Here is a 24,805-nt window from a genome sequence, read left to right as displayed (position 1 = left end):
CCTGCCGCCTCACCGCCGCCATGAGAGAGACCCACAGGTCTCCGCAAGCGTGAAGTCGCCGATACGCCTAGGCGCAGGCAAATGCCCCTTGAAACCGTCCCGGAACCAGTGTAGCGCCATCCTATGGTCTATTTTACGCATCACACCGAACCAACGCACGTTACCCTTCCCACCCGGGAGGCCCGCCTGTGAGGGAAACTTTACGCCAGCTCCGCCGTCTGGTCGTGCCGTCACGCACGCTCGCGCGTTATATGGTGCGGCTGCATGTCGGGCGTTTTCTCGGCATTCTGGTCGGGGTGATCACCGTGCTCCAGCTTCTGGACCTCTTGGCCCATACCGATGACATCATGAAAGCCCAGGGGGCGACATGGGTTTCACTGGTCTCCTACGTCAGCATGCGCGCGCCTGAATTTATCAGCCAGTTCGCGCCCTTCACCGCGCTTCTCGCGACCTTGCTAACGCTCGCGACCCTCAACCAGCACAGCGAAGTGGTGGTGATGAAGGCGATCGGCTTGTCGGCGCACCGTATCCTGCTGCCGCTCGGGCTCGCCTCGTTCCTGATCGCCATCGCGCATTTCGCCTTCAACGAAACCGTGGTGGTCAAGGCCGCAGCTGACCTGAAATACTGGCAGGACAATGACTATGCCGTCGACCTGCCGCCCAACAACAACCTCACCGGCCGGGTGTGGCTGAAGGAAGGCAACACGCTGGTGCTGGTCGAAGCGGTGAACCAGCTCAGGAACCGTGTGGTGCTGGATAAAGTCTCGCTGTTCATGCGCAATGGTGAAGGCAAGCTCACCTCCATCGAGAAGGCCGATTTCGCCTGGTATCAGGACGGCAAATGGACGCTCCATGAAATGCGGCGCCTGGATTTGGCGACCCACAAGGTGACGATCATCCCGATCGCCGACTGGAACACGCCGATTAAGCCGGAACGCTTCCTGACCCTGAACGTCAACCCGAACTATGTCTCCTTCTTCAAGCTGTGGGGCGTGATCAAACAGTTGAAGGCGCAGGGCCAGCCGACCGAGAAGCTGATGGCCGCCTTCTGGCAGAAGCTCGCTGGGCCCGCCTCCACGCTCCTGATGCCGCTTCTGGCCGCTGTGGCCGCTTTCGGGGTGCACCGCGCCGGCAGCCTGGCGATCCGCCTGGTGTTCGGGATGGCGCTAGGCTTCAGCTTCTTCGTCGCCGACAATTTCATGCTGGCGATGGGCGAATTTGGCGTCGCGCCGCCGTTCCTGGCCGCCTGGGCGCCCTTCTTCCTGTTCATGCTGCTCGGCTATGCCGTCCTCTTCAACACCGAGGAAGGCGGTAAGCCACCACCCCGGCACGCGAGGCCCGCGGAAGTCCCGCCGCCATGACGGAGGAGGCCAACCAGCCGGACCACGCCCACCATACCGCGCGGGTCGCGGGTGGCGCGGGCTATGCGTTCCTCGGCCGGTTGGGCGCGCTCATTGAGGTCGGCTCGGTCATCGCCTTCACCTGGGTTTACGGCAGCGCCACCTTCGGCCTGTTCGCGGTGCTGTGGAGCTATGTCCGCGTCGCCACCACGGTGACCGACCTGGGCATGGGGATGAGCCTCCAGCGCTTCATCCCGCGTGCGGGAGAGGCGGAAGCCAGTCGCATCACCGGTACCGCGCTCAAATCCAGCTTTCTGGCATCCTGCCTGATCGCGCTGGTGACCACACTTCTCGCCCCCATGATCGCGCCGCACCTGAATGCCGCCAAGGCCGACGAAGCCCACCTCATCAGCGTGATCCGGCTTTATGTCTGGGTGCTGCCCTTCTGGACGTTTGTGGAGGTGGCGACCGCCGCGATCCGCGCGCGCCGCACCTTCGGGCCGGAGATCAAGGTGCGCATCTTCTATGAGCAGGGGCTGAGGCTTATCGTCGCCGTCTCGCTTGGCCTTTTGGGTGCCCGCACCTACGGCCTGTTCGCCGCGCATCTGGTCAGCGTCATTCTCGCCGCCCTGCTCGCGCTCCGGCTTATCGCCCGCTATTACGACCTCTCAGCAGTCCTGAAAGCGCCGATCACAGGGGCCACAACCAAGGAGCTGCGCACCACCGGCCTGTCGCTGATGCCGGCGACCATCACCAAGAAGCTGTTCAGCGAATTCCCGGTGATGGTGCTCAATTTCATGCTGCCGGGCGCTGCGGGCGCGGCCGCGGGCGGCTATTATGCCGTCGCGCGCAAGGTGGCGAGTGCGCTTCAAGTCGTTCGCACCACGTTCGAGTATGTCATGGCGCCCCTGGCCGCCGAACGCGCGGGCGAAGGCGACCATAAAGCCCTCAGCGCCATGTATGCCTACGCCACCCGCCTCAGCCTGACGTTTGCGCTGCCGTTCGGGGCCGCGCTCGTGCTCGCGCGACATGATATTCTCGCGACCATGCGGCCGGAGTTCCAGGCCGCGGCTGCCGCCATCGCCATCCTGTGCCTCGGCCGGGTCATCGAGGCTGCGACCGGCCCGTCGTCCGCGATCATCGAAACCCTTGGCCACCGCCTGCTCGCCGCGCTGAACGGCCTTGCGGGTATCGTAGCGCTCCTGATCGTCAGCGCGCTTATGATCCCCGCGCACGGTGTGACCGGCGCCGCCATCGCCGCCGCGGTTGGCCTCAATGTCACCGCGCTCCTCAGCCTTATCGAGGCTGCTGCCCTCTTCCGCCTGTGGCCCTATGACAGGGGCACCCTGCGCCCGCTGGCGCTGTCGGCGCTCCTTTCCGCCGGGATGATCGCGCTGATCCCCGCCAGCAACCACTGGCCGGCGCCTTACGGTCTTATTGCCGCCCTCCTTGGGCTTATGCTCACGCTGGGGCTTGTGGTGCGCCATGGCCTGACGGACACGGACGCCACGGCGCTGGGCAAGCTCGGCCGCCTCATCCGCCCCCAACCTTCCGGAGACTGACACTATGACCGATACAATCGACTTCAGCGATTTCCTCAAGGTGGATATCCGCGTCGGCACCATCCTGAGCGCCCGCCCCAACGAAAAGGCGATCAAACCGGCTTATGTTCTGGAAGTCGACTTCGGCCCCGATTATGGCACCAAGCTCACCTCCGCCCAGATCACGGCGGAACACAGCCTTGAAAGCCTGCCGGGGATGCAGGTGCTCGCGGTCGTCAACTTTCCGCCCAAGCGCGTCGCGGGCGTGAAGTCCGAGGTGCTGACCCTCGCCACCATGGAGGAAGGCGGCCGCACCGTCCTCATCACGCCGTCGAAGCCCGTGCCCAACGGCACCCGGCTTTTATAGGTTGCAAATCCGCGTCAAGGGTATATCCAAAGACAACACCACCATCCGACCAGGGGAATTTCTGCCGTGAGTACTGTAACCATCCGTAAAGTCACCGATAAATCCGGCATCAAGGCCTTCGTGAACGCCACCCGCGCGGTCTATAAGGACGATCCGAACTGGATCCAGCCCTTGATGATGGAACGGATGGATGTGCTGCAGGCCAGCAAAAACCCCTACTTCCAGCACGCTGAGGTGCAGATGTGGGTCGCGGAGCGGGACGGCGTGCCCGTCGGCCGCATCTCGGCACAGATCGACAGCCTCGCGCAGGAAAAGTGGGGCCCCAACCTCGGTCATTTCGGTCACTTCGAAGCGCTGGATGAGGAAGTGGCCGACGCGCTCCTCGAAACCGCGGAAGCCTGGCTCAAGGAGCGCGGCATGGTTCGGATGCAGGGGCCGTGGTCCTTCTCATCCGCTGAGGAAGTCGGCACGCTGGTGGACGGCTTCAACACCCCGCCTGTGTTCATGATGCCCCACGGCCGCCCGCAGTATGACGGCTGGATCAAGGCGCAAGGCTTCGATAAAGCCAAGGACATGTTCGCCTATGAGCTGGACCTCCTGAAACCCGCGCCGGAACGCGCGGGCCGCATCGTCAAGATGGCGGAGAAGAACAAGCGCCTCACCCTGCGTGAGATCGACATGAAGAATTTCGACGAGGAAGTGAAAACCGTCCTCGACATCTATAACGAAGCCTGGTCGGACAACTGGGGCTATGTGCCCTTCACTGAGGCCGAGGTAGAACACGGCGCCAAGGCGCTGAAACCGGTGGTGAAGCCCTACCGCACCATGCTGTGCGAATATGACGGCGAACCGGTCGCCTTCATGCTGACCATCCCGGACGTGAACCACAAGATCCGCGACCTCGACGGCAAGATCGGCCCGATCAAGCTGGTCAAACTGCTGTACCGGATGCTGAACGGCAAGGAAGACCGCTGCCGCGTGCCGCTGATGGGCGTGCGCAAGCGCTTCCAGAAAGGCCCCTTGGGTGCGGCCATGGCCATGTGGATGATCCAGGTCAGCCAGAAAAACGTCGTCGACCGCGGCGCCACCTTCGGCGAGCTCGGCTGGATCCTCGAAGACAATGACGGCATGAACGCCATCCTCGAAGAAATCGGCTGCAAGGTCTATAAAACCTACCGGGTTTATGAGAAGGCGATTGCGTGACGGCGAAAGACCCGATTACTAAAGCACCTGAGGTATGGTTCCGGTTTTGCCGCGGGTTCCATCAGGATTTTGGATTTCTAGGGCTTTCCTTCGAAGAAGAGCTCCAAAGCATGCTTTCAGGCATGGCTCCAGAAGACCGAAAAGCACTCAAGAGATATCTCACGGATATCATTCATTCTGACCTAACCGACAGTCAGCTTGGCAAGCTTTTTGCCAAGGGTGGTTCGGATATCATCATTGGAAGTCGCCAGAAGCAGCCCGTGAGGTCCTTCTTCCAATATATATTAGATGTAGCAAATTAAATCGCTTAAGCCTTAGCCTTCTCTACAGCCTCTTTCCAACAGTTGCGGGCAAGTGCGGCAATGTTGGTGTCGGCGAAATCAACGAGCTGCGGGTCGATGCGGTAGCTGCGGCCGTTGGTCATGTTGATGAGGACCGTCTTCGGCCCGTCGCCGTCGCCAAGTTCCTCAATGGCTTTGACATCCCGCCACCAGGGGTCGGGCTCACCCGTTGCGGTTCCGAAACGAAACTGGTCGGCGGTAAATTCCACATAGGCGCGCCTGCGGATGAGGCCGGATAGCTCCAGCGCCAGATAAACCCCATAGATGACCAAGCCCCAGATCACCACGTGGTAGCGATCACTGGCGAGCAGTGACTGGCCGGGGCGCAGGACAGTGTCGAACACCACAAAGCCGATCAGGATAAGGAGGGAGAGGGACAGGCTGAGAACCCGGCTCCTCACCGTGCGTTTATGCTTGTGAAAAGCCGCGATAACCGGCGCGTCGCTCGTTAAAGTAACCATACATGCCTCCCCTGGCTGCGGTTACTTTACGCGCCACAGCCCCAAGGTCAACGCGCCAGTCTCCCCCTCGTCATGCTGAACTTGTTTCAGCATCCATTGTGTATTTGAAGCAAAGAGGATTATCACCCATCTTTCACATGGACCCTGAAACAAGTTCAGGGTGACGGTTAAGGGAGTAGGAAAGTCGCCCCTCTAAAGCTTCCCCTGCGCCAGATTGGCGAACTCGCACAGCAGCGGGCGGGTGTCACGCGGGTCGATGATGTCTTCGACCAGGAAGGCCTCCGCCGTGCGGAAGGGGCTGCGGACCTTGTCGAGCCGGGCGCGGATGGCCGCGAGGTGCGCTTCCGGGTCCTCGGCGGCCTCAAGCTCGGCCTTGTAGGCGACTTCGATGCCGCCATCCAGCGGCAGGCTGCCCCAGTCGCCCGACGGCCAGGCGAAGCGGTACTGGAACTTGGTATGGTCGCTCATCGCGGCACCGGCGACACCGTAAGCCTTACGCACGATCACACTCGCCCACGGCACGCTGGCGCGGTAAACGCCATTGAGCGCATCGACGCCGAAGCGGATGGTCGCCGCCTTTTCGGCTTCAAGCCCGATCATGAAGCCCGGATTATCAACAAAATGCACCACCGGCAGGCGGAACAGATCGGCGAGCTTTATGAAACGCTCCACTTTGCGCGCGGCATCAGCGGTCCAGGAGCCGCCGAGGAAGGCGGGGTCGGACGCCAGCACCGCCACCGGCCAGCCATCCAGCCGCGCGAACGCGGTGATCGCCGATTGTCCCCAGCGGCGGCCCATTTCGAACAGGCTGCCCTTGTCCATCACCCGCTCAAGGATTTTGCGCATGGAATAAGCCGTGCGCTTGTCCTCCGGCACCGCATTCAACAGCGCCTCATCCCGGCGCTCGACACCGTCTGAGGTATCACCCCGGGCCGCGGCCTCCCCTGCCCGGCTGGGCAGGTAAGACAGGAACTTGCGCGCGGCGGCGAAGGCTTCGTCTTCGCTGTCGACCAGGTCATCCACCGCACCATTACGGGCATGGATTTCAGCCCCGCCCAGCTGTTCCTTATCGAGGGTTTCACCGAGCGCCGCCACCACGGCGGGCCCTGCCGTGAACATGTGCGATAGCCCCTTGACCATCACGCTATAGTGGCTGGCCACCACGCGCGCGGCCCCGAGCCCCGCGACCGACCCGAGCGCGAGGGAGACAACCGGCACACTTTCCAAATTCCCCACCACATGCTCCCACCCCGGCAGCCACGGCACGTAGGTGAGGCCCATGTCCTCAAGCGTCTTGACCGAGCCACCGCCGCCGGTGCCGTCAATCAGCCGGATGAGCGGCAGGCCATATTCGTGCGCCATCTGCTCGGCCAGCACCGACTTGTGGTAAATGGCGGCGTCGGCCGCGCCGCCACGCACGGTGAAATCATCCGCCGCCAGCACCACCGGCCTGCGGTCCACCGTCGCCTTCCCGAACAGGAAGTTGGCGGGGGAAAAGCCGGCGACATCGCCGTTTTCGTCATACGACGCCTTGCCCGCGAGCTTGCCGATTTCCCGGAAGGAGCCGGGGTCCGCCATGCGGCGTAGGCGTTCACGCACGTCCAGCTTGCCGCGGGCGTGCTGGCGCGCCACCTTGTCCGCGCCGCCCATTTCCTCGGCGAAGGCCTCACGCGCCTTCTTTTCCCCAAGCTCTTTTTCCCACGCCATACGTGCGTCCCTACCCCGATTGCATCAGCCGGACCCCTTCGTCGCGCTCGAACAGATAGAGGAGATGGCGGAGCGCCTCGCCTCGGTCGCTTTCGAGCTTGGGGTCCCGCATGACAATAAGGCGGGCGTCGTCGCGGGCAAGTTCGATGAGGTCGGCGTGCTCGGCGAAATCGACCAGCTTGAATTCCGGCAGGCCGCTTTGCTTGGTGCCGAGGATTTCACCGCCACCGCGCAAGCGCAGGTCCTCCTCCGCGATCAGGAAGCCGTCTTCGGTGTCGCGCATGACCTTGAGGCGCGCGCGGGCGACCTCACCGATTTCGTTGGCGCGCAGAAGGATACAGCTGGACTTGTCCGAGCCCCGGCCAACGCGGCCACGAAGCTGATGAAGCTGGGCGAGGCCGAAGCGTTCGGCATGTTCGATCACCATGATCGTGGCTTCGGGCACATCGACGCCGACCTCGATCACCGTGGTGGAGACGAGGACTGAAGTCTCGCCTTTCTGGAACGCAGCCATGACCGTGTCCTTCTCCGGCCCCTTCATCTTGCCGTGGACGAGGCCGACCTTGGGGCCGAGAAGCTGTTTCAGGCTAGCGTAACGTTCCTCCGCCGCGGCGAGATCAAGCTGTTCGCTTTCCTCCACCAGCGGACACACCCAGTAGGCGCGCGCGCCTGCGTTCACGGCGCGCCCGATACCGGCGGCAACGTCCGCGAGCCGGTCGAGCGCGACCACGCGGGTATCCACCGGCTTGCGGCCCGGCGGTTTTTCCCGGATCTGCGAGACATCCATGTCGCCATAGATCGTCAACGTCAGCGTGCGCGGGATGGGGGTCGCGGTCATGCCGAGCGCATCGATACCGACCTTGGCTTTGCCCGCGAGCGCGAGGCGCTGCTGAACCCCAAAGCGGTGCTGCTCATCGATGATGGCGAGGCCGAGGTCCTTGAATTCCACGTCGCCCTGGATGATGGCGTGGGTACCGACGAGAATGTCGATCTCGCCTGCCGCGACGGCTTCAAGAAGCGCTGACCGCGCCTTGCCCTTGGTGCGCCCGGTCAGGAGCGCGACGCGCATCCCCGCGGCTTCGGCGAACGGCGTGATGCTGGCAAGGTGTTGTTTCGCAAGGATTTCCGTGGGACTGAGGAGCGCGCACTGCACGCCCGCCTCCACTGCCGCCGCCATGGCGAGGAGCGCGACTACAGTCTTGCCGCTGCCGACATCGCCCTGTACGAGGCGCAGCATGGCCTTGTCACTTTCAAGGTCGGCGATGATTTCATGGAGCGTACGTTCCTGATCGCCGGTGAGCTGATACGGCAGATGCTCGCGGATTTTTGCGCGCAAGTGCCCGTCGCCCTTGAGGATTCGCCCACGTTTGCGCCGGGTATGGTCCCGCACGATCGCGAGCGCGAGTTGGGTCGCCAGCAGTTCATCGGCGGCCAACCTGCGGCGCGCGGGGTGCGCGGGCGCCATGACATCAGCGCCGTCCGGGTGGTGGACGGCCTTGAGGGCTTCCAAAAATGACGGCCAGTCGTCCCGGTCAACTACGCCACGGTCATGCCACTCCGGCAGTTCCGGCACTGTTGCAAGTGCAACACTTATGGCTTTCCGGAGTATCTTGCCGGAAAGACCAGCACTTAGGGGGTAGACCACCTCCAGCAGTGGCAGCTCATCCACCGCGTCAGGCGCGACCATATAATCCGGATGCGTCATCTGCACCTGGTTCTGATAATGCTCGACCTTGCCGCTGATCAGCCGCACTTCGCCTTCCGGCAATTGCTTCTGAAGCCAATCGGCACGGGCATGGAAAAAGACCAGCGTGATCTCCCCCGTTTCATCACGGGCATGGACCCTGTAGGGCGCGCGCTTGCTCGGCGCGGGGCGGTGGTCGGTGACGGTAACCTCGAGCGTCGCGATGGAACCTGGCGCGGCCTCGCTGATCTTCGGGCGGTAGCGCCGGTCGATGAGCCCGGTCGGCAGATGAAACAGCAGGTCCATCAGCCGCGGCCCGGCCAGCTTTTCCAAAGCCTGTCGGTTGCGCTTGCCGATTCCCGGCAGGCTTTCAATGTCGGCAAAATAGCGGAACAGCGCTTCCGGCCGCATCTGGCCACTCCCCCTCGGTCGATCCTGAAGTTTCCCTTTATCGGATGGAGACCATAGCTTATGGTGTGCCGCCCGGACAATGGGCCGTGTAAGAAGACCGCGTAAAAAAGGTACCACGATGACCGATCTCACCTATGACCCGCACAAGGACCTGGACCTGGAGAATCGCCGCCGCAGGCTGACCTTCCGCGCCTGGCACCGGGGCATCAAGGAACTGGACCTGATCTTCGGCAATTTTGTCGAAGCCAATGTCGCAGGCTTTTCGGAAGACGACTGCGCCTGGTTCGAGCGCATCTTCGAGGAGCAGGACCATGAAATCCTGGCCTGGGTGACGAAGGGTGAGAATGTCCCCGAAGCCTTCCAGGGTGAGATGATGGACCGCTTGCAAAAGCTTGACTTCATGACCCTGCAGGCCCGCTAAGCCCGGCAGAATAACGGACCCCGCCCCTATGTCCTTCGACCCGCTCGATCAGCTTGTAAACGCGAAGACGCCGATGCTGGCATCCGGCGTGCCCGGCGGCTATGACGCCATGCTGCTGGCTGACCTGGCGGCGCGGGCTTTTGGGGACGGCAAGCGTGCGGTCATGCATATCGCGCGGGACAGCCAGCGCCTGACCGCGCTTGCCGCCGCGATCCGCTTTTTCGCGCCCAAGCTGGACATCATCACCTTCCCGGCGTGGGACTGCCTGCCCTATGACCGCGTGAGCCCGCAAGCCGACATCGTGGCCCAGCGCATGGCCGCGCTCGCCGAACTCAGCACCCGGCGCATGACCGCGCCCCTCGTGGTGCTGACCACCGTCAACGCCGCCGTGCAGCGCGTGCCCGCCATCAGTGCGGTCAAGAACGCCACCCTGATGGCGAGCCCCGGTGACACGCTCGCGATGGATAGTGTCATCGCGTTTCTGAGCGCCAACGGTTACACCCGCTCGGGCCAGGTGATGGAGCCGGGCGAGTTCGCGGTCCGCGGCGGACTTCTGGACCTGTACCCTTCCGGCGCGGACTGCCCTGCGCGGCTGGATTTCTTCGGCGACGAGCTGGATACCATCCGCACGTTTGACCCTTTGGACCAGCGCACCACCGGCACCACCCCGCACCTGCACCTGATGCCCGCGAGCGAGTTTTCGCTCGCCAAGGAAGGCATCGACCGTTTCCGGCGCAATTACGTAAACACGTTCGGGCCCGCGAAGGGCGACGATCTGCTGTATGAGGCCATCAGCGAAGGCCGCAAATATCAGGGCGCCGAACACTGGCTGCCCTTCTTCCATGATGAGCTGGCGACGCTGTTCGATTACCTGACCGAGCCTGTGCTGACGCTCGACCATCAGGCCGATGACGCGGCGGAGGAACGCTTCACCGCGATCCGCGATTATTATGACGCCCGCCAGGAAGCTTGGAAGATCGCACAGGGCATCCGGGATAATTCGACCCCGCCCTATAAGCCGGTGCCGCCCGAAAGCCTGTATCTGGAAACCGACGACTGGAAGGCGACGCTGGAGGATTTGAACATCCGCCGCCTGACCCCGTTCGAGGAGCCGCCCGCGCCCCATGTGGTCAGCCTGGGCGCACGCCAGGGCCGCGACTTCGGCCCCGAACGCAACCAGCGGGAAGTCAATGTTTATGACGCGGTGCGGGAGCATGTGAAAGCCATGCGCGCCGCGGGCAAGCGCGTGGTATTCGCGAGCTACTCCGCAGGCGCCGCCGACCGCATGAAAGGCGTGCTGGAGGACCATGAGGTCAAGCCCGTCGGCGTCGCTGACACATGGGAAGACATCCGCCACACCGCCAAAGCGGCGATTGCCGTCACCGTGCTGCCGCTCGAAAATGGCTTTGAAACCAAAGACCTCGCCGTCATCGCCGAGCAGGACGTTCTGGGGGACCGGCTGGTCAGCCGCGCCCGCCGCAGCAAACGCGCCGACAATTTCCTCAAGGAAGCCAGCGCGCTCGCGCCCGGCGACCTGGTCGTCCACGCGAGCCACGGCATCGGCCGCTTCATGGGGCTGGAGACCGTCACGGTATCCGGCGCGGCGCACGACTGTCTCCTGCTGACCTACTTGGGCGGTGACAAGCTGTATGTCCCGGTCGAGAATATCGAGGTGCTGTCCCGCTTCGGCGGTGAGGATGCCACCGCGCAGCTGGATAAGCTGGGCGGTGTCGCGTGGCAGGCCCGCAAGGCGAAAGCCAAAGAGCGCATCCGCGAGATGGCGGGCCAGCTGATCAAGCTGGCGGCCGAGCGCGAACTGAGGCAGGGCCAGCGCATCACCGCCGCCGATGGCATGTATGAAGAATTCTGCGCCCGCTTCCCCTTCACTGAAACCGATGACCAGCTCCGCGCCATCGCCGATGTGGCGACCGACCTTGCCTCCGGCCGCCCGATGGACCGGCTGATCTGCGGTGATGTCGGCTTCGGCAAGACCGAAGTGGCACTTAGGGCCGCCTTCCTCGCCGTCATGGGCGGGCACCAGGTGGCGGTGGTTGCGCCCACCACCCTGCTCGCACGCCAGCATTTCCTCAATTTCACCGAACGCTTCAAGGGCCTGCCCGTGCGCATCGCCCAGCTTTCGCGGCTGGTGAGCGCCAAGGACGTCAAGGCGACCAAGGAAGAAATGCGCAAGGGCACGGTGGATATCGTCATCGGCACCCACGCGCTTCTCGGCAAGGGCATCGAGTTCAAGGACATGGGGATGCTGATCGTCGATGAGGAGCAGCATTTCGGTGTCGCCCACAAAGAAAAGCTGAAGGCGCTGAAGGCCAACGTCCATGTGCTGACGCTGACGGCCACGCCGATCCCGCGCACGCTGCAGATGGCGATGAGCGGCCTTCGCGACCTTTCGATCATTGCCACCCCGCCGGTGGACCGCTTGGCCGTGCGCACCTTCGTGCTGCCGATGGACCCGGTTGTGGTGCGGGAGGCGCTCTTGCGCGAACATTACCGCGGCGGCCAGAGCTTCTACGTCTGCCCGCGTATTTCCGATCTCGCGGAAATCCAGACTTTCCTCAAGGACCATGTGCCGGAGGTGAAGTTCGTCGTCGCCCACGGCCAGATGACACCCAGCACCATCGAAGACGTGATGACCGCCTTCTATGACGGCCGCTATGATGTGCTTCTGTCCACCACCATCATCGAAAGCGGGATCGACATCCCCACCGCCAACACCATGGTGGTGCACCGGGCTGATATGTTCGGCCTTGCCCAGCTTTACCAGCTCAGGGGCCGGGTCGGGCGCTCGAAAACCCGGGCCTACGCCTACCTCACCACACCGGCGAACCGCGTGCTGACACAGGGCGCGGACAAAAGACTGCAGGTCTTGCAGGCGCTGGATACCCTCGGCGCAGGCTTCACCATCGCCAGCCACGACATGGACATCCGCGGTGCCGGCAACCTGCTCGGAGACGAACAGTCCGGCCATATCAAGGAAGTCGGGGTCGAGCTTTACCAGAAAATGCTTGAGGAAGCGGTGGCGGAAGCCCGCGCAGGCAAGGGCGAGGAAGATTTCGCCGATACCGACTGGTCGCCGCAGATCAACCTCGGCGCCACCGTCATGATCCCGGAAAGCTATGTGCCGGACCTCACGCAGCGGATGGCGCTTTATCGCCGCCTCGCCGACCTCACGAGCCGTGAGGATGTGGACGCCTTCTGTGCCGAGCTGATCGACCGTTTCGGCCCACTGCCGGGTGAGGTGAAGCAGCTTGCCGCCATCATGATCATCAAGGGCCACTCAAAACGCGCGGGTATCGAGAAGCTGGAAGCCGGCGCCAAGGGCCTGACGCTGAGCTTCAAGGATGACCGGTTCGCCAACCCGTCCGGCCTCGTCCAGTTTATCTCGTCTTCCGGCATGAAGGCCAAGCTCCGGCCTGACCACAAGCTGGTGTGCTTCGCGGCGATGGACAAGATCAGCCTCCGCCTGAAAACCGTGGCCTCCGTCGCCCGTAAACTCGCACAACTCGCCGAGGAAGACGTGCCTGCCGCTTGAGCCCCGCGCCCCGCGCAAAAAAGCGACAGCGCCTGTCCGATTTGCTATTGTATCCCCACGAAACAGACCCACATAGGGGCTAACCCATGGGAGATAAGAATGCCGTTCAAACTATCGTCCGAGGCCGTAAGCGGACTGCTGCTCATCGCCGCCGCTGCGTTTGCGATCCTGCTCGATAATTCGCCGTTTTCCGCGCACTATGGCGCGCTTCTGAGCACCAAGGCCACCATCGCCGTGGGCTCATATGGCCTGTCGAAACCGATCCTCCTTTGGATCAACGAGGGCCTGATGGCCATCTTCTTCCTGCTCGTCGGGCTGGAGATCAAGCGCGAGATGACGGACGGCGCACTCTCCGACCACAAGAACCTGACCTTGCCGGGGTTTGCCGCCATTGGCGGCATGGCCGTACCGGCGCTCATTTTCTGGATTGTCAACAACGGCCACAGCGCCAATATCGCCGGCTGGGCGGTGCCCACGGCGACCGATATCGCCTTTGCCGTCGGCATCATGGCGCTGATGGGGCCGAACCGCATTCCGCCCGCGCTGAAACTATTCCTGCTGACGCTCGCCATCCTCGATGACCTTGGCGCGGTGGTGATCATTGCCGCTTTCTATACGTCCGACCTTTCGATGATTTCGCTCGGCCTTGCGCTTGTGGGCGTGGTGGCGCTGTTTGTCATGAACCGGATGGGCGTCCGCAACAGCTCCGCCTACCTGTTCGTCGGCGCGCTCATCTGGATTGCCGTGCTGAAATCCGGCGTGCATGCCACGCTGGCCGGTGTCGCGGTTGGCCTTGCCATGCCCGCCACCAAGGATGAGGAAGGCCATTCGCCGCTCAATGACCTGGAGCATAACCTCCATACGCCGGTGTCCTTGATGATCCTGCCGCTGTTTGCCTTCGCAAACGCCGGTGTTTCCTTAAGCGGACTTGGCCTTAACTCGCTCATGGAGCCGATCAGCTTCGGCGCACTTGCGGGCCTGACCCTCGGCAAGCCAATCGGGGTTATCCTCGGCGTGCTGGCGGCCATGTTCCTCTTTAAAGCCAAGCTGCCCAAGGGCACGCGCTTCGGCCATATCTGGGGCGCGGGCCACCTTGCGGGGATCGGCTTCACCATGAGCCTCTTTATCGGTGGCCTCGCCTACGCGGGCGCGGACCAGCTTGCCGCCGTGCGTGTCGGCGTGTTGGGCGCGAGCGTGCTTTCCGCCGTCCTCGGCTGGGTGATCCTCAGCCGCCAACGCCCCAAAGGCGGTTTCCTGGACTGACCTGTCAGCCCCCCCTACCCTTTCCTACCCAAACTGAACGGCCCTTTCCGGGGCCGTTTTTTTTATGCCTAGCGCCTAGCCCCCACCGTCACCCTGAACTTGGTTCAGGGCCCAGAAGATGGCGGATGGCCCATTGCCGCATCACACGCGGAATGGATGCTGTTTGCGAAGCTGGCCTTGGCCAAACAAGTTCAGCATGACAATGAGAGGTCGTTCGCCGTCTATCTGAACGGCTGTTCATCGGGGCGCCACACAAAGCCATAATTGTTCTTTTTTCCGCCTTAGACCGTACCTTTCATTGCCTTTTTCCGGCGCCACCTTCTGTTCATCGGGACGACGAAAACAAGCCCGACCGAAGGCCCGGGAATGGGTCATATGGAATGACAGAGACGGAGGACACACGATGACGATCACCAAAATGCTTCTGGCGGGCTTTACCGCCACCGCGCTTCTTTCGGGCGCTGCTTCGGCCGCCGATGACCAGAAGCCGTTCGACGGCGTCTATGCCGGTGCCGAAGTCGGCGTCGACTGGACCAAGCTCGCCGGGCAAAAATATGACAGCAGCCTCTATTATGGCGGTGTCATCGGCATGCGCCGGCAGGCCGAGAATGACATGGTTGTTGGCCTGGAAGGCACGTTCGGCGACACCGGTTACAAGAACGGCGCCACCGGCATGAACACCGACTATGAATGGGGCATTTCCGGCATCCTCGGCCAGGCCTACGGCGACAACCTGTTCTACGGCAAGGTCGGCTATGTCGAAACCAAGTTCGATGCCACGGCCAATGCCGCGGGCGGCACGTTCCGGAACGGTGGCTGGCGCTTCGGCGCGGGCTATGAGCGCGCGCTCTCGAACGGCCTCAGCCTCCGACTAGGTGGGGATTACACCACCTACGGCGAAGGCGTGAAGTCCTGGCAAACCAAGGCAGGCCTGATCGCCCGCTTCTAAGAAGAGTTTACGCACCAAGACCAGACGAACGGCCGGTCCTGACCTCCCTCTCCCCTCCCCTACATTCCCCCGGGACGGGACCGGCCACAGGCACCCTGAGCCTATGTTCTGAGTACCCCTAGTCGTGCGTAAGGAAGGTGTCCGCTTGTGGGCTTTTTGGCCCCACCGGGCACCTTCTGACTTTTTGAAGAAAGTGAAGTCTTATGCCGCCGCGAGCTTATCGATGACACCGGCGAGCACATCGGCCTCCTGCGCACCGGAAACCGCCGACTGCCGGTTGAAGATGAACATGGGCACGCCCTGGATGCCCATGGCCTGCGCCTGCGTAACTTCCGCGCGGACCGTGTCCTTGTCGGCGTCGGACGCGAGAAGCTCCCGCACCAGCGCGCCGTCCATCCCCGCTTCTTCAGCTGCGGAGACCAGCACATCCGGGTCACCCAGGAATTGGCAGTCCTCGAAATAGCGGCGCATGAGGGCGTCGACCACTTCGGCCTGCACCCCCGGCGAACTGGCCCAGCGGATGACACGGTGAGCATCAAGCGTGTTGGCGATCAGGCACGGGCTTTCGAAATCCCACTTTATGCCAAGCGTGGGGCCAAGGGACTTCAGATGCTCCCGCGCGGCCTGGAACTGGGGGCTGTTACCGAACTTGTTCTCATAATAAGTGGTGCGGTCCACACCTTCGACCGGCGCGTCGGGCGCAAGCTGGTACGGGTGCCAGCGCACCGCTGTAACCACGCCCGGCCGCATTTCCAGCGCCCGGTCCAGCTGGCGCTTGCCGACGAAACACCAGGGGCAGACCACATCGATAACCACATCCAGTTCCATGAGATTTCCTTTCCGGCCTATGGTGCCGCAGCAATAGCTAAAATTGGAATCAATTCTTAGTGCCTTTTTCAAACTCTTCCCGCATACTAGCGCACAGATCGTCAGGGGAAAGTCGTGATCAACGCTCTTCACATTGCCGCACAAGGAATGCTCAAGGCTGAAAGCCGGGCGAACGATGTTGCGCGCAATATCCTGAAATCCACCTCGGAAGCCGCGAACTTCAAACTTGAAGATGCCGCGACCGGTGCGACCCCGGCGCCCACAGGCCCGACGGCCACTGGCGCGCAAACCGTCCTTCCCGGCGGCGGTTTTGGCGGTGACCTGATCCAGCAGATGGCAGACCTCAAAGCCAGCGAAATCGCCTTCAAGGCCAACGCCAAGGTGTTCAAGACCACCGAAGACACGCTCGGCAGCTTCCTCGACGCCGAAGGCTGAGCAGCCACCTTCTCTCTCAGTCGCATTTTCTCACGAACGAATGACTTGACCGTGCGCGCACGCCAGTCACAATAGCGCCATGCCGGACAGCACCACACATATCGCCGAAAAACCGCTTCGGGACCCGTTCGGGCGCCGGATCACCTATCTGCGCCTGTCGGTGACTGACCGGTGCGACCTCCGCTGCAGCTACTGCATGGCCGAGCATATGACCTTCCTGCCCAAGCCCGATGTGCTGACGCTTGAGGAACTGCTCGCGCTCTCGGAAGCCTTCATGGAACGCGGGGTCAGACGTATCCGGCTGACCGGCGGCGAGCCGCTTGTCCGCAAGAATATCCTGTGGCTGATCCGCGCGCTCGGTGACCATGTGAAGCGTGGCACGCTCGATGAAGTGACGCTGACCACCAACGGCACCCAGCTTGGCGCCATGGCCGACGACCTGTATGCCGCGGGTGTGCGGCGCATCAATGTCTCGCTCGACACGCTGAGCACCGACCTGTTCAGCCAGATCACCCGCCGGGACCGGCTGGAACAGGTGCTTGAAGGCATTCAGGCCGCCAAATCGGCAGGCCTTAAGGTGAAGGTCAACACCGTGGCGCTCAAGGGCATCAACGCAGATGAGCTCACGGACATTACCGCCTGGTGCGTGGCAGAAGGGCTCGACCACACGCTGATTGAGACCATGCCGCTCGGCGAGGTGGAAGACGCGCGGGAGGACCATTACCTGCCGCTGACGACCATCTTCCCGGCCTATGCCGAGCGCTGGCAACTGAGCCCCAGCCCCCACAGGACCGGCGGCCCCGCGCGCTATTTCGACATCAAAGGCACCGAAAACCGGCTTGGGTTTATCACGCCACTCACGGGCAATTTCTGTGACGGCTGCAACCGCGTGCGGGTGACCTGCACCGGCCGTATCTATATGTGCCTGGGTCAGGATGACCATGTCGACCTGCGTGCTGCGCTCCGGTCAGACACGCCGCATACCACGCTGATGAATGCGCTCGACCGCGCGATCGGCCAGAAACCTAAAGGTCACGATTTCGCGATGGAAGACGGCCGCATGGTTGGCAGCCTCGGCCGTCACATGAGCCAGACCGGGGGCTGACGCACCCTTTCCCAAACTTTGGCCTGTTCCCTTCCCGCGCCCTTGCCTGCGCCCCTTTCCAAACCAAATAACTACTCGCCCTACCTTGATTTTTGCCTATACTGCGTGGCCCACAGGGAGAAGACGACCGATGAAAATTGCCATCATCGCCAGCGAGTTCGGGGAAGCAGCCCAGGCCGCAAAGGTGCTGAGAAGCCGCTATAAGGCGGTCCCGACCAGCGAAGCCGACGTTATTGTCGCGCTCGGTGGCGACGGCTTCATGCTGCAGACGCTTCACACCTATATGGGCCAGAATGTACCGATCTTCGGCATGAACAAGGGTACCGTCGGCTTCCTGATGAATGAATATCAGGATGACGACCTCATCGCCCGCATCGGCCAGGCCGAACGCTTCACGCTGCACCCGTTGCGGATGCGCGCCACCCGCTGCGACGGCGAGATTGTCGAATATCTGGCGGTGAATGAAGTCTCACTCCTCCGTGAAACGCGCCAGGCCGCGAAAATCCGCATCGCCATCGACGGCAAGGTCCGCCTGCCCGAACTGGTGGGCGACGGCGTCCTTGTGGCGACCCCGGCGGGCAGCACGGCCTATAACCTGTCCGCCCACGGGCCGATCATCCCGATGGGGGCGGACCTGCTGGCGCTGACGCCGCTGTCGGCCTTCCGTCCCCGGCGCTGGCGCGGCGCGCTGCTGCCCAGCAGCGTCAATGTGGAGCTGACCGTCATTCACCCGCAGAAGCGCCCGGTGTCCGCCGTGGCCGACATGCATGAAGTGCGCGATGTGCGCCATGTATTCATCGAAGAAGCGCGCGACGTATCGCTGAACCTTCTTTTCGATGCCGAGCATTCTCTCGCTGAACGGATCTTTACCGAACAGTTCGAGTCCTGAATTTGGGGGGACAATGAACCTACACGTCACAGTAAGGGGAGATAAGGGATGACATTCCTCAAGAAGCTCATACCGGGGTTGGCGGTTCTCGCCGTCAGCCTGCCGACCTTCGCCGCCGATGCGCCGAAGGACAAGGCAGCACCAGTACCAGAACCAAAAAGTTTCGTTTCCGAAAAGACCGGCACTTTCGGGGGCGTTAAGCTCAAATATAAAGCCATCGCCGAAGAAACCTACATCAAGAATGAAGACCAGAAACCGGTCGCGTCCATCTTCTCGGTCAGCTATATCCGGGAAGGCGAGAAGGACACCAGGCACCGCCCGGTCTTCTTCATTTTCAACGGCGGCCCTGGCTCAGCCTCCCTGTGGCTGCACCTCGGGCTTTATGGCCCGGAACGCGTGGTTGTCCCGTCTGACGCCACCGATGACGGCGCAGCGCCCTATGACATCACCGCCAACCCGCAGTCGATCCTCGATGTGGCCGATCTGGTGTTCATCGACCCCGTCGGCACCGGCTACAGCCACGCCATCGGCGAAGGCAAGGGCAAGGACTTCTGGGGCATCGACAAGGATGCCAAATCGGTCGCTGAATTTATCCGCCTGTGGCTTGTGAAGCACCAGCGCTGGAATTCACCCAAGTTCTTGTCGGGCGAAAGCTACGGCACCACGCGGGCGGCGGCGCTCCTGAACGCGCTTCAGGGTGGCTGGACCAACATTTCCATCAACGGCGTTGTTTTCATCTCGTCGATCCTGGATTTCCGCACCGCGATTGCCGAACCGGGCAACGATGCGCCTTACATTTCCTACCTGCCGACCATGGCCGCAACCGCCTGGTACCACGGCAAGGTGGACAAGAAAGGCCGCACGCTTGAGGCCTATATGGACGATGTCCGCGCCTTCGCGAACGGCGAATATGCCACTGCGCTCCGTCAGGGCAACCGCCTCACCAAGGCCAAGTTCGATGAGATCGCCGGCAAAGTGGCGGCCTATACCGGCCTCAGCAAGCAGTATGTGATCAACGCCAACCTGCGCGTTCATTACATGCGCTACCTGAAAGAACTGATGCGCAATGACGGTGTCACGCTTGGCCGCCTCGATAGCCGCTACATGGGCAAGGACTATGACGGCACCGGTGCCACCTTCGACAACGACCCGTCGGGCTACGGCATCAACGCCGCTTACACGGCTGCGATCAACCAGTATCTCCACCAGGGCCTGGGTGTGACCTTCACCCGCAATTATGATGTCCTGTCGGACAAGCCTGGCCGGAACTGGACCGAGAAGAAGCCCTTCTATGCCGCCGGGTACCCGAACGTAGCGCCTTATGTCGGCACCGCGATGCGGGAGAACAAGGACCTGGATGTCATGGTGGCCTGCGGCTACTACGATTTCGCCACGCCCTTCTTCGCCGCGGAAAACACGTTCAATTCCAACGGCATCGACACCAGCCGTGTGTCCTTCAGCTATTATGATGCCGGCCATATGATGTATGTGCATGAGCCTTCACGCGAGAAGCTCCTCACCAACATCCGCGCCTTCATCAAGAAGACGCTGGGCAACAAATAAGCCCCAATAAAATTGGGCCCCTCGCCGTCTTGTGCGGCGTGGGGCCCAACTCCCGTCCCTTATCTGGGGCTTTTTATTCTTTAGATAAAATCACCTTCAAGCGCGGAACCGTCCGCCACCGGCAGAAGCACGGTGAAACGGCTGCCTTCGCCTTCAGCACTTTCCAGCAGAATGTCGCCTTCCATCTTGCGGGCCAGTTCCCGCGAGATATGGAGACCAAGGCCGGTGCCTTCCTGCTTGCGTGAATAGATATGTTCCGTCACCTGATGGAACTTGACGAAAACAGCGCCCTGATGTTCCTCCGAAATGCCGATGCCGGTATCCCAGACGGTGACTTGGACCTGCGCGTCATCCGGCTTGTGGCTGATCTCGATGCCGATCTGGCCGCCTTCAGGCGTGAACTTGATGGCATTCGACAGCAGGTTGACGAAAATCTGCGTCGTACGCCGGTCATCTGCGCGCACCCAAAGGTCGGAGGTCACCGCGAGCGCCTTGGTATCCAGGCCCTTCTTGTGCGCGGCATCCATATTCATATGAACAGCCTTGCTGATCACCTGCTCGAGCGACAGATCATCCACCTGCAGGCTCAGCCCGCCGCTTTCGATCACCGCGACATCGAGAATATCGTTGATCAGCCCCAGAAGGTGCTGGCCGGACTTGCGGATATCGGTGGCGTAGGACTGATAGGCGCCCTCAAGGCGGCCAAAGGTTTCCTGCTCAAACGCCTCGGCAAAGCCGATGATGGCATTGAGCGGCGTCCTGAGCTCATGGCTCATGGCCGCGAGGAATTCGTTCTTGGCCCGGAGCGCCGTTGTCGCCTGCTCGGTTGCTTCATCGAGCGCCATGTTCTTGCGCGTCAGTTCTTTTAGCAGCGTTTCCAGGTTCTTGCGGATATCGGCGGCTTCATCGGCCTGCTTGTAGCGGACCGTAACATCCATGCCGACACCGCGGTAGCCGCGGAAATCCCCGCTTTGGCGGTCGAAAACCGGCACAGCGGACAGGTGGAACATCAGCTCACCGCCGGACGGCTCGGAAATAACGAAAAGCTGTTCCCGGAACGGCTTCTTGGCGCGGATCGACTGCGGACCATCCATGCGGCCTTCGAGGTTTTCCTCAAAGCGCCCGAACTGCTCGAACTTCGAGCCAATGAACAGCGACGCAGGCTGGCCGACAATCGCGGTGAAACGTTCCGACAGGGAGCGGATGCGCATATCGGCATCGCACTCGAAAAACCAGTCCGAGCTTGCGCGGGCGAAATCCTGGAAGCGGGCCTGGGTGCGGTTGGCTTCCTCGATCCCGCGCACCTGGACGGTCACGTCCTCATAGGTGCCCGCGACCGCGACAATATCACCCCGCTCGTTGCGCACCGGCGTATGACGGCCAAGGAAAATGCGTTCACGCCCCTTGATGGCGACGATCTCTTCGGCGCGGACCGTGGTCTCGCTTGCCAACACATCTTCGATCACCGGCTTGAGCGACGGCACCTGATGCTGGCCCGCCATCTTGGCTTCACCCGGCGCCAGCGTGATGTCGCCCAGGTTCTTGTCCAGCGTGGAATAATGGTCGTTGACGTGAATGACGGTGCCATCAAGCGTGGCGACATAGAAAGGCAGGCTTTCATCGACCAGGATACGGGCAACCAGGCCCAGCACCTGTTCGTTGGCAGGTGCCCTGTGGCGAGCACCGCGGCTGATGCTGGCACCAAAGGCCCCCTCGGCCGTTTCGCCACGCCGATCCGCGAGATCGACGACCTTGCCGCCGTTCTTGGAACTTTGCGCATCCATGACTGTTCTCTCCCCCGAGCAGGTAGGCGGCCGAAGGGCCATTATTCCCAAGCCCTAGCTCACCTTATCCAATTCTTCTATCGCTTCCTGGTAGGCGCTGTCCCGTTGCCACACCTGAAGCGCCCCTTTGGCATTTGCTTCCGACGTCTGATCGAAAAGCGCCAAAATATCCTTCAATACACCGGGCGATTTTACCGCGCCGCCCTCGCGCGCCTGCACAACAAGCAGGTAAATACTGGTAAACTGGTTCCGGTCGACGCCGATCGCCTTCGCAAGCACCGCGAAGCTTTCGCCGCCCTTGTCCGAGAAGATGCGCCACGCGGTCTTGAAATTGATACCCGCAAGTTCGGCCACACCGGCGACAAACACCGCCACCCGCTGCTGCCTAAGCGCATTCAGGAGAAACTGGACCGTCAGCTCACCGTTTTCGGCCATGCGCCGCACCAGCTTCTGGGCACGGACGTAGGCGCTCTGTTCCTCGCCCTGCTCCACCATCGCTACATTGGCGGCACGCTTGACCGCCTGTTCGAACAGAAGCGGGTCCACCTTATAATCCTGCAGGATGCGCTTCCGAAGCGCGGCGGACACCCACCAATACATGCGGTAGGCCAAGTCGCCCGGCAGGTCGGCCCGGCGCAGAAGCGGTTCCTGGAACCGGTCCACCCGGCGCGATTCCGCCACCATATATTCCATGGCGCGCTTGGAGATCTGGGCGTCGTGGTTGTTGAGGAGCGTTTCAAGCACATCCTCACCGCCATATTCCATCAGCGCGTTCGACACCGGCTCGGACACGTCTTCGCGCATGGCGATGGCCATGCGGTGCTCGTCCGTGCGCATCCGAATGATTTCAATAAGGTCAGGGTCCTTGAGGAGCATGCTTTTCTCCAGAAGCGGCCGGGCGATCTCGATCTCGTCGTTCGCCAGCATCTTGACGATATCCGGGAGTTCCACGCCTGATGTCGCCAGTGCTTTCGAAAGCTCACGCCGGATATCGCGTTCCACCTGCCCGACGAGTTTGCCGAGAATATCCGACATCAGCGCCCGCTCATGCTCGCTCAGACGGCCATCATCCGACAGAAAAAGGTCAGTAATATTCTGCGCCAGCCGGGCACGCGCCTCAGATGACTTGCTCTTTGCCAACAGTAGCAACTGTTCGAGTTCTTTGCTCACCGACACTTGTCTTCCAGCCCCAGGGCCGACACCCCTATTTCTGCTAATTTTTCACAAGGATATAGAATCCTGAATAGGAATCAACACCTTAGGTTTCAGCACCCCACCGGATGTCCGCTAAAACCCTGTAAAACCACTATATATCGAATCACAATGATTCGCAGAGTCAACATATAGCGATTCGATTATGTGATTTTTTTTGAAAAAATGAGCCAAATGCGACCCGGCGCAGCGAAAAGGCGGGCAAATCAGTCCAGCGGCGCCAGCGTCATCCATTTGCCGTCAAGATAGCAAAGCGGGTCGGCGATTGCCTCGCCTTCCATGCGCACGGCCTCGATATTGCCGATAACGATGCCGTGGCTGCCAGCATCCAGAATGCTTTCGACGCTGCAATCAAAGCTGACCAGCGCGCTTTTGAGAAGCGGCGCGCCTGTGTGGGCCGTTGTCCACAGGCCAGCATCGTTGAACCGGTCCGTCTCCTCAACGCCGTCAAGCCCGGCGAACCGCATCGCCAGTTCCTTGTGGGAAACCCCGAGCACATTCACCCCCATCACCCGGCCATGTGAGAGGGTCTCATAGGTCAGCCCCTGACGGTTGATGCAGGCGAGAAGCTTGGGCGGTTCTGCGGACAGCGACGTCACCGCGGTTGCGGTCAGCCCCGCCCATACATCGCCATCGGCCGCCGTCACGATATTGACGGCACCCCCAAGGCGGCGCATGGCCTGGCAAAATTCATCGGACGTAATCGGCATTCGACATTCCCCGGCTAATGGAGTCCCAATCTAGCCATGGCCCGCCAAAATGCAATGGCGAACACGCGCGGCGTGTCCACACCCGGGACCTAAGCGCGGGCACGGCCTAGAGGAATTTGAGAAGCGTGAGCTGCGACAGCGACCCGATGGTTTTGTAGGAAGCCTCAAGCGCCGTCTGGTCGTTATTGAGCCGGCTGACCGCCTCGGCGACGTTGACGTCCTCGATATCGGAAATGAAGCTCTGCAGGAATACCGAGGTATCGGTATGCTGCTGATCGACAACATCGACCCGGTCGTTGGCGAGACCATTTTTCACCTGATACTGGCGCATATTTTCGATGGCGGTACTCATCGCGGAGACCTTCCCCTGCAGGAAAGTGCGCTGGGCATCCGTCAGCTTGCCATTGAACGGCCCGTTGGCGCCCTGATCATAATTATAGAGCGAGAGCATCTGGTCGAACGCCCCCTGCCCGACATCACTTGCCAGAAGACCAAACTGGAGGTCGACACCGTCAGCGATCTTCGCTTTCATCGGGGTCTTACCGTTATCGAAGGCGTCACCCGTGGCTGGCAGAGCCGCCAACTGCTGCAGGCTTGTCACATTCACAGGCTTGGTCCCGGTCTTGGCGCCCGAGAACAGATACGTGCCGTCATAGTTGGTATTGAGGGCGCTGACCATGAAGTTGAAGCTTTGGTTCAGGACGTCCGAAACCCCTTCCGCCTGGTTGTTGGCCAGCGTGGTCTGGATCGTTTCCTTCAGCTTGCTCATGGCATCGATCATGCCGCCGACCTGTACGTCGTTGGCGTTGAGCTTGCCGCGCACGGTCGCGATCGTCGCCTGATAGGTATCCACCCTTGACTTAAAGGAGCGCGCCCCAAGCGCCGTTCCGGTATCGCCCCCGAGCCCGGCATAGTCTTCGCTCTTTTTGCCGGTCGATATCTGACGCTGCGCATCGAACACGCGCTGCTGGTTCTGCATGATCGAGGTGATCAGGACCTGCTGTTGGCCAAAGCTGGAAACACGGCTCATAACGCTGCCTC

21 protein-coding genes are annotated in these 24,805 nt (G+C 61.8%); 13 read left to right on the top strand and 8 right to left on the bottom strand.

All coding sequences use genetic code 11. From position 1 onward, the window contains the following. The first annotated feature begins 188 nt into the window (after positions 1-188). From lptG to K6118_RS13895, 5 genes are all read left to right on the top strand, one after another. Positions 189-1,361: an LPS export ABC transporter permease LptG gene (gene lptG / locus K6118_RS13915; RefSeq protein WP_247121091.1), complete on the top strand. Its 1,173-nt coding sequence runs from the start codon at positions 189-191 to the stop codon at positions 1,359-1,361. After that, complete coding sequence (locus tag K6118_RS13910; protein WP_247121089.1) at positions 1,358-2,902, top strand: lipopolysaccharide biosynthesis protein; 1,545 nt, start codon at positions 1,358-1,360, stop codon at positions 2,900-2,902. Before lptG ends, K6118_RS13910 begins: the two co-directional genes overlap by 4 nt. A 4-nt stretch (positions 2,903-2,906) precedes the next feature. Beyond that, entirely contained in the window at positions 2,907-3,248 is a 342-nt protein-coding gene (locus tag K6118_RS13905) for a tRNA-binding protein (protein ID WP_247121087.1), read from the top strand. A 66-nt stretch (positions 3,249-3,314) separates the two neighbouring features. Beyond that, entirely contained in the window at positions 3,315-4,451 is a 1,137-nt protein-coding gene (locus K6118_RS13900) for a GNAT family N-acetyltransferase (protein WP_247121085.1), read from the top strand. Next, complete coding sequence (locus K6118_RS13895) at positions 4,448-4,753, top strand: hypothetical protein (RefSeq protein ID WP_247121083.1); 306 nt, start codon at positions 4,448-4,450, stop codon at positions 4,751-4,753. The genes K6118_RS13900 and K6118_RS13895 overlap by 4 nt, the downstream gene beginning before the upstream one ends. 5 nt (positions 4,754-4,758) lie before the next feature. Here the strand turns inward: K6118_RS13895 and K6118_RS13890 are convergent, their stop codons facing one another. The 3 genes from K6118_RS13890 to recG form a co-directional block, all read right to left on the bottom strand. After that, on the bottom strand, positions 4,759-5,253 hold the full coding sequence (locus tag K6118_RS13890; RefSeq protein WP_247121081.1) for a hypothetical protein: 495 nt from the start codon (positions 5,251-5,253) through the stop codon (positions 4,759-4,761). A 192-nt stretch (positions 5,254-5,445) separates the two neighbouring features. Further along, positions 5,446-6,960 carry an acyl-CoA carboxylase subunit beta gene (locus tag K6118_RS13885; protein ID WP_247121079.1) on the bottom strand — a complete coding sequence of 505 codons (1,515 nt, stop codon included), beginning with the start codon at positions 6,958-6,960 and terminating at the stop codon, positions 5,446-5,448. A gap of 10 nt (positions 6,961-6,970) precedes the next feature. Continuing rightward, complete coding sequence (gene recG / locus K6118_RS13880; protein ID WP_247121077.1) at positions 6,971-9,055, bottom strand: ATP-dependent DNA helicase RecG; 2,085 nt, start codon at positions 9,053-9,055, stop codon at positions 6,971-6,973. A 118-nt stretch (positions 9,056-9,173) separates the two neighbouring features. Between recG and K6118_RS13875 the strand changes: the two genes are divergently transcribed. The 4 genes from K6118_RS13875 to K6118_RS13860 all read left to right on the top strand — a co-directional run bounded on the left by K6118_RS13875 (position 9,174) and on the right by K6118_RS13860 (position 15,238). Next, positions 9,174-9,476 carry an FAD assembly factor SdhE gene (locus K6118_RS13875; RefSeq protein WP_247121075.1) on the top strand — a complete coding sequence of 101 codons (303 nt, stop codon included), beginning with the start codon at positions 9,174-9,176 and terminating at the stop codon, positions 9,474-9,476. Positions 9,477-9,504: 28 nt separating this feature from the next. Next, positions 9,505-13,026 (top strand): transcription-repair coupling factor, encoded by a 3,522-nt coding sequence (gene mfd, locus K6118_RS13870; RefSeq protein ID WP_247121074.1) that lies wholly within the window; start codon positions 9,505-9,507, stop codon positions 13,024-13,026. 99 nt (positions 13,027-13,125) lie between these two features. Then, on the top strand, positions 13,126-14,289 hold the full coding sequence (gene nhaA / locus K6118_RS13865) for a Na+/H+ antiporter NhaA (protein ID WP_247121072.1): 1,164 nt from the start codon (positions 13,126-13,128) through the stop codon (positions 14,287-14,289). 403 nt (positions 14,290-14,692) lie between these two features. Further along, entirely contained in the window at positions 14,693-15,238 is a 546-nt protein-coding gene (locus K6118_RS13860; protein ID WP_247121071.1) for an outer membrane protein, read from the top strand. Between the two features lie 201 nt (positions 15,239-15,439). Here K6118_RS13860 and K6118_RS13855 read toward each other — a convergent pair whose 3' ends face one another. Further along, the gene (locus K6118_RS13855) at positions 15,440-16,066 is read right to left on the bottom strand and encodes a DsbA family oxidoreductase (RefSeq protein ID WP_247121069.1); all 627 of its coding nucleotides are present in this window, start codon (positions 16,064-16,066) and stop codon (positions 15,440-15,442) included. A gap of 114 nt (positions 16,067-16,180) precedes the next feature. Here K6118_RS13855 and K6118_RS13850 point away from each other — a divergent pair, with 114 nt between their 5' ends. The 4 genes from K6118_RS13850 (at position 16,181) to K6118_RS13835 (ending at position 20,058) form a co-directional block, all read left to right on the top strand. Next, a complete protein-coding gene (locus tag K6118_RS13850) occupies positions 16,181-16,501 on the top strand; it encodes a hypothetical protein (RefSeq protein ID WP_247121068.1) in 321 nt (106 codons plus the stop codon). A gap of 79 nt (positions 16,502-16,580) precedes the next feature. Further along, entirely contained in the window at positions 16,581-17,606 is a 1,026-nt protein-coding gene (gene moaA, locus K6118_RS13845; RefSeq protein ID WP_247121066.1) for a GTP 3',8-cyclase MoaA, read from the top strand. 130 nt (positions 17,607-17,736) lie between these two features. Continuing rightward, positions 17,737-18,495 carry an NAD kinase gene (locus tag K6118_RS13840; protein ID WP_247121064.1) on the top strand — a complete coding sequence of 253 codons (759 nt, stop codon included), beginning with the start codon at positions 17,737-17,739 and terminating at the stop codon, positions 18,493-18,495. Between the two features lie 48 nt (positions 18,496-18,543). After that, positions 18,544-20,058, top strand: coding sequence for a S10 family peptidase (locus tag K6118_RS13835; protein ID WP_247121063.1), 1,515 nt, complete (start codon positions 18,544-18,546; stop codon positions 20,056-20,058). 80 nt (positions 20,059-20,138) lie between these two features. Here K6118_RS13835 and K6118_RS13830 read toward each other — a convergent pair whose 3' ends face one another. The 4 genes from K6118_RS13830 to K6118_RS13815 form a co-directional block, all read right to left on the bottom strand. Beyond that, a complete protein-coding gene (locus tag K6118_RS13830; RefSeq protein WP_247121062.1) occupies positions 20,139-21,842 on the bottom strand; it encodes a sensor histidine kinase in 1,704 nt (567 codons plus the stop codon). 54 nt (positions 21,843-21,896) lie between these two features. Beyond that, the gene (locus tag K6118_RS13825) at positions 21,897-23,012 is read right to left on the bottom strand and encodes a DUF2336 domain-containing protein (protein WP_247121060.1); all 1,116 of its coding nucleotides are present in this window, start codon (positions 23,010-23,012) and stop codon (positions 21,897-21,899) included. A gap of 248 nt (positions 23,013-23,260) precedes the next feature. After that, positions 23,261-23,764 (bottom strand): flavin reductase family protein, encoded by a 504-nt coding sequence (locus K6118_RS13820; protein ID WP_247121058.1) that lies wholly within the window; start codon positions 23,762-23,764, stop codon positions 23,261-23,263. Positions 23,765-23,870: 106 nt separating this feature from the next. Beyond that, entirely contained in the window at positions 23,871-24,794 is a 924-nt protein-coding gene (locus K6118_RS13815) for a flagellin N-terminal helical domain-containing protein (protein ID WP_247121057.1), read from the bottom strand. Positions 24,795-24,805: the final 11 nt, after the last annotated feature.

The sequence above is a fragment of the Kordiimonas marina genome (assembly GCF_023006325.1).
Lineage (GTDB): Bacteria > Pseudomonadota > Alphaproteobacteria > Sphingomonadales > Kordiimonadaceae > Kordiimonas > Kordiimonas marina.
Note: the sequence above shows the minus strand (reverse complement) of the source record. Positions and strands in the feature narration are given on the sequence as shown.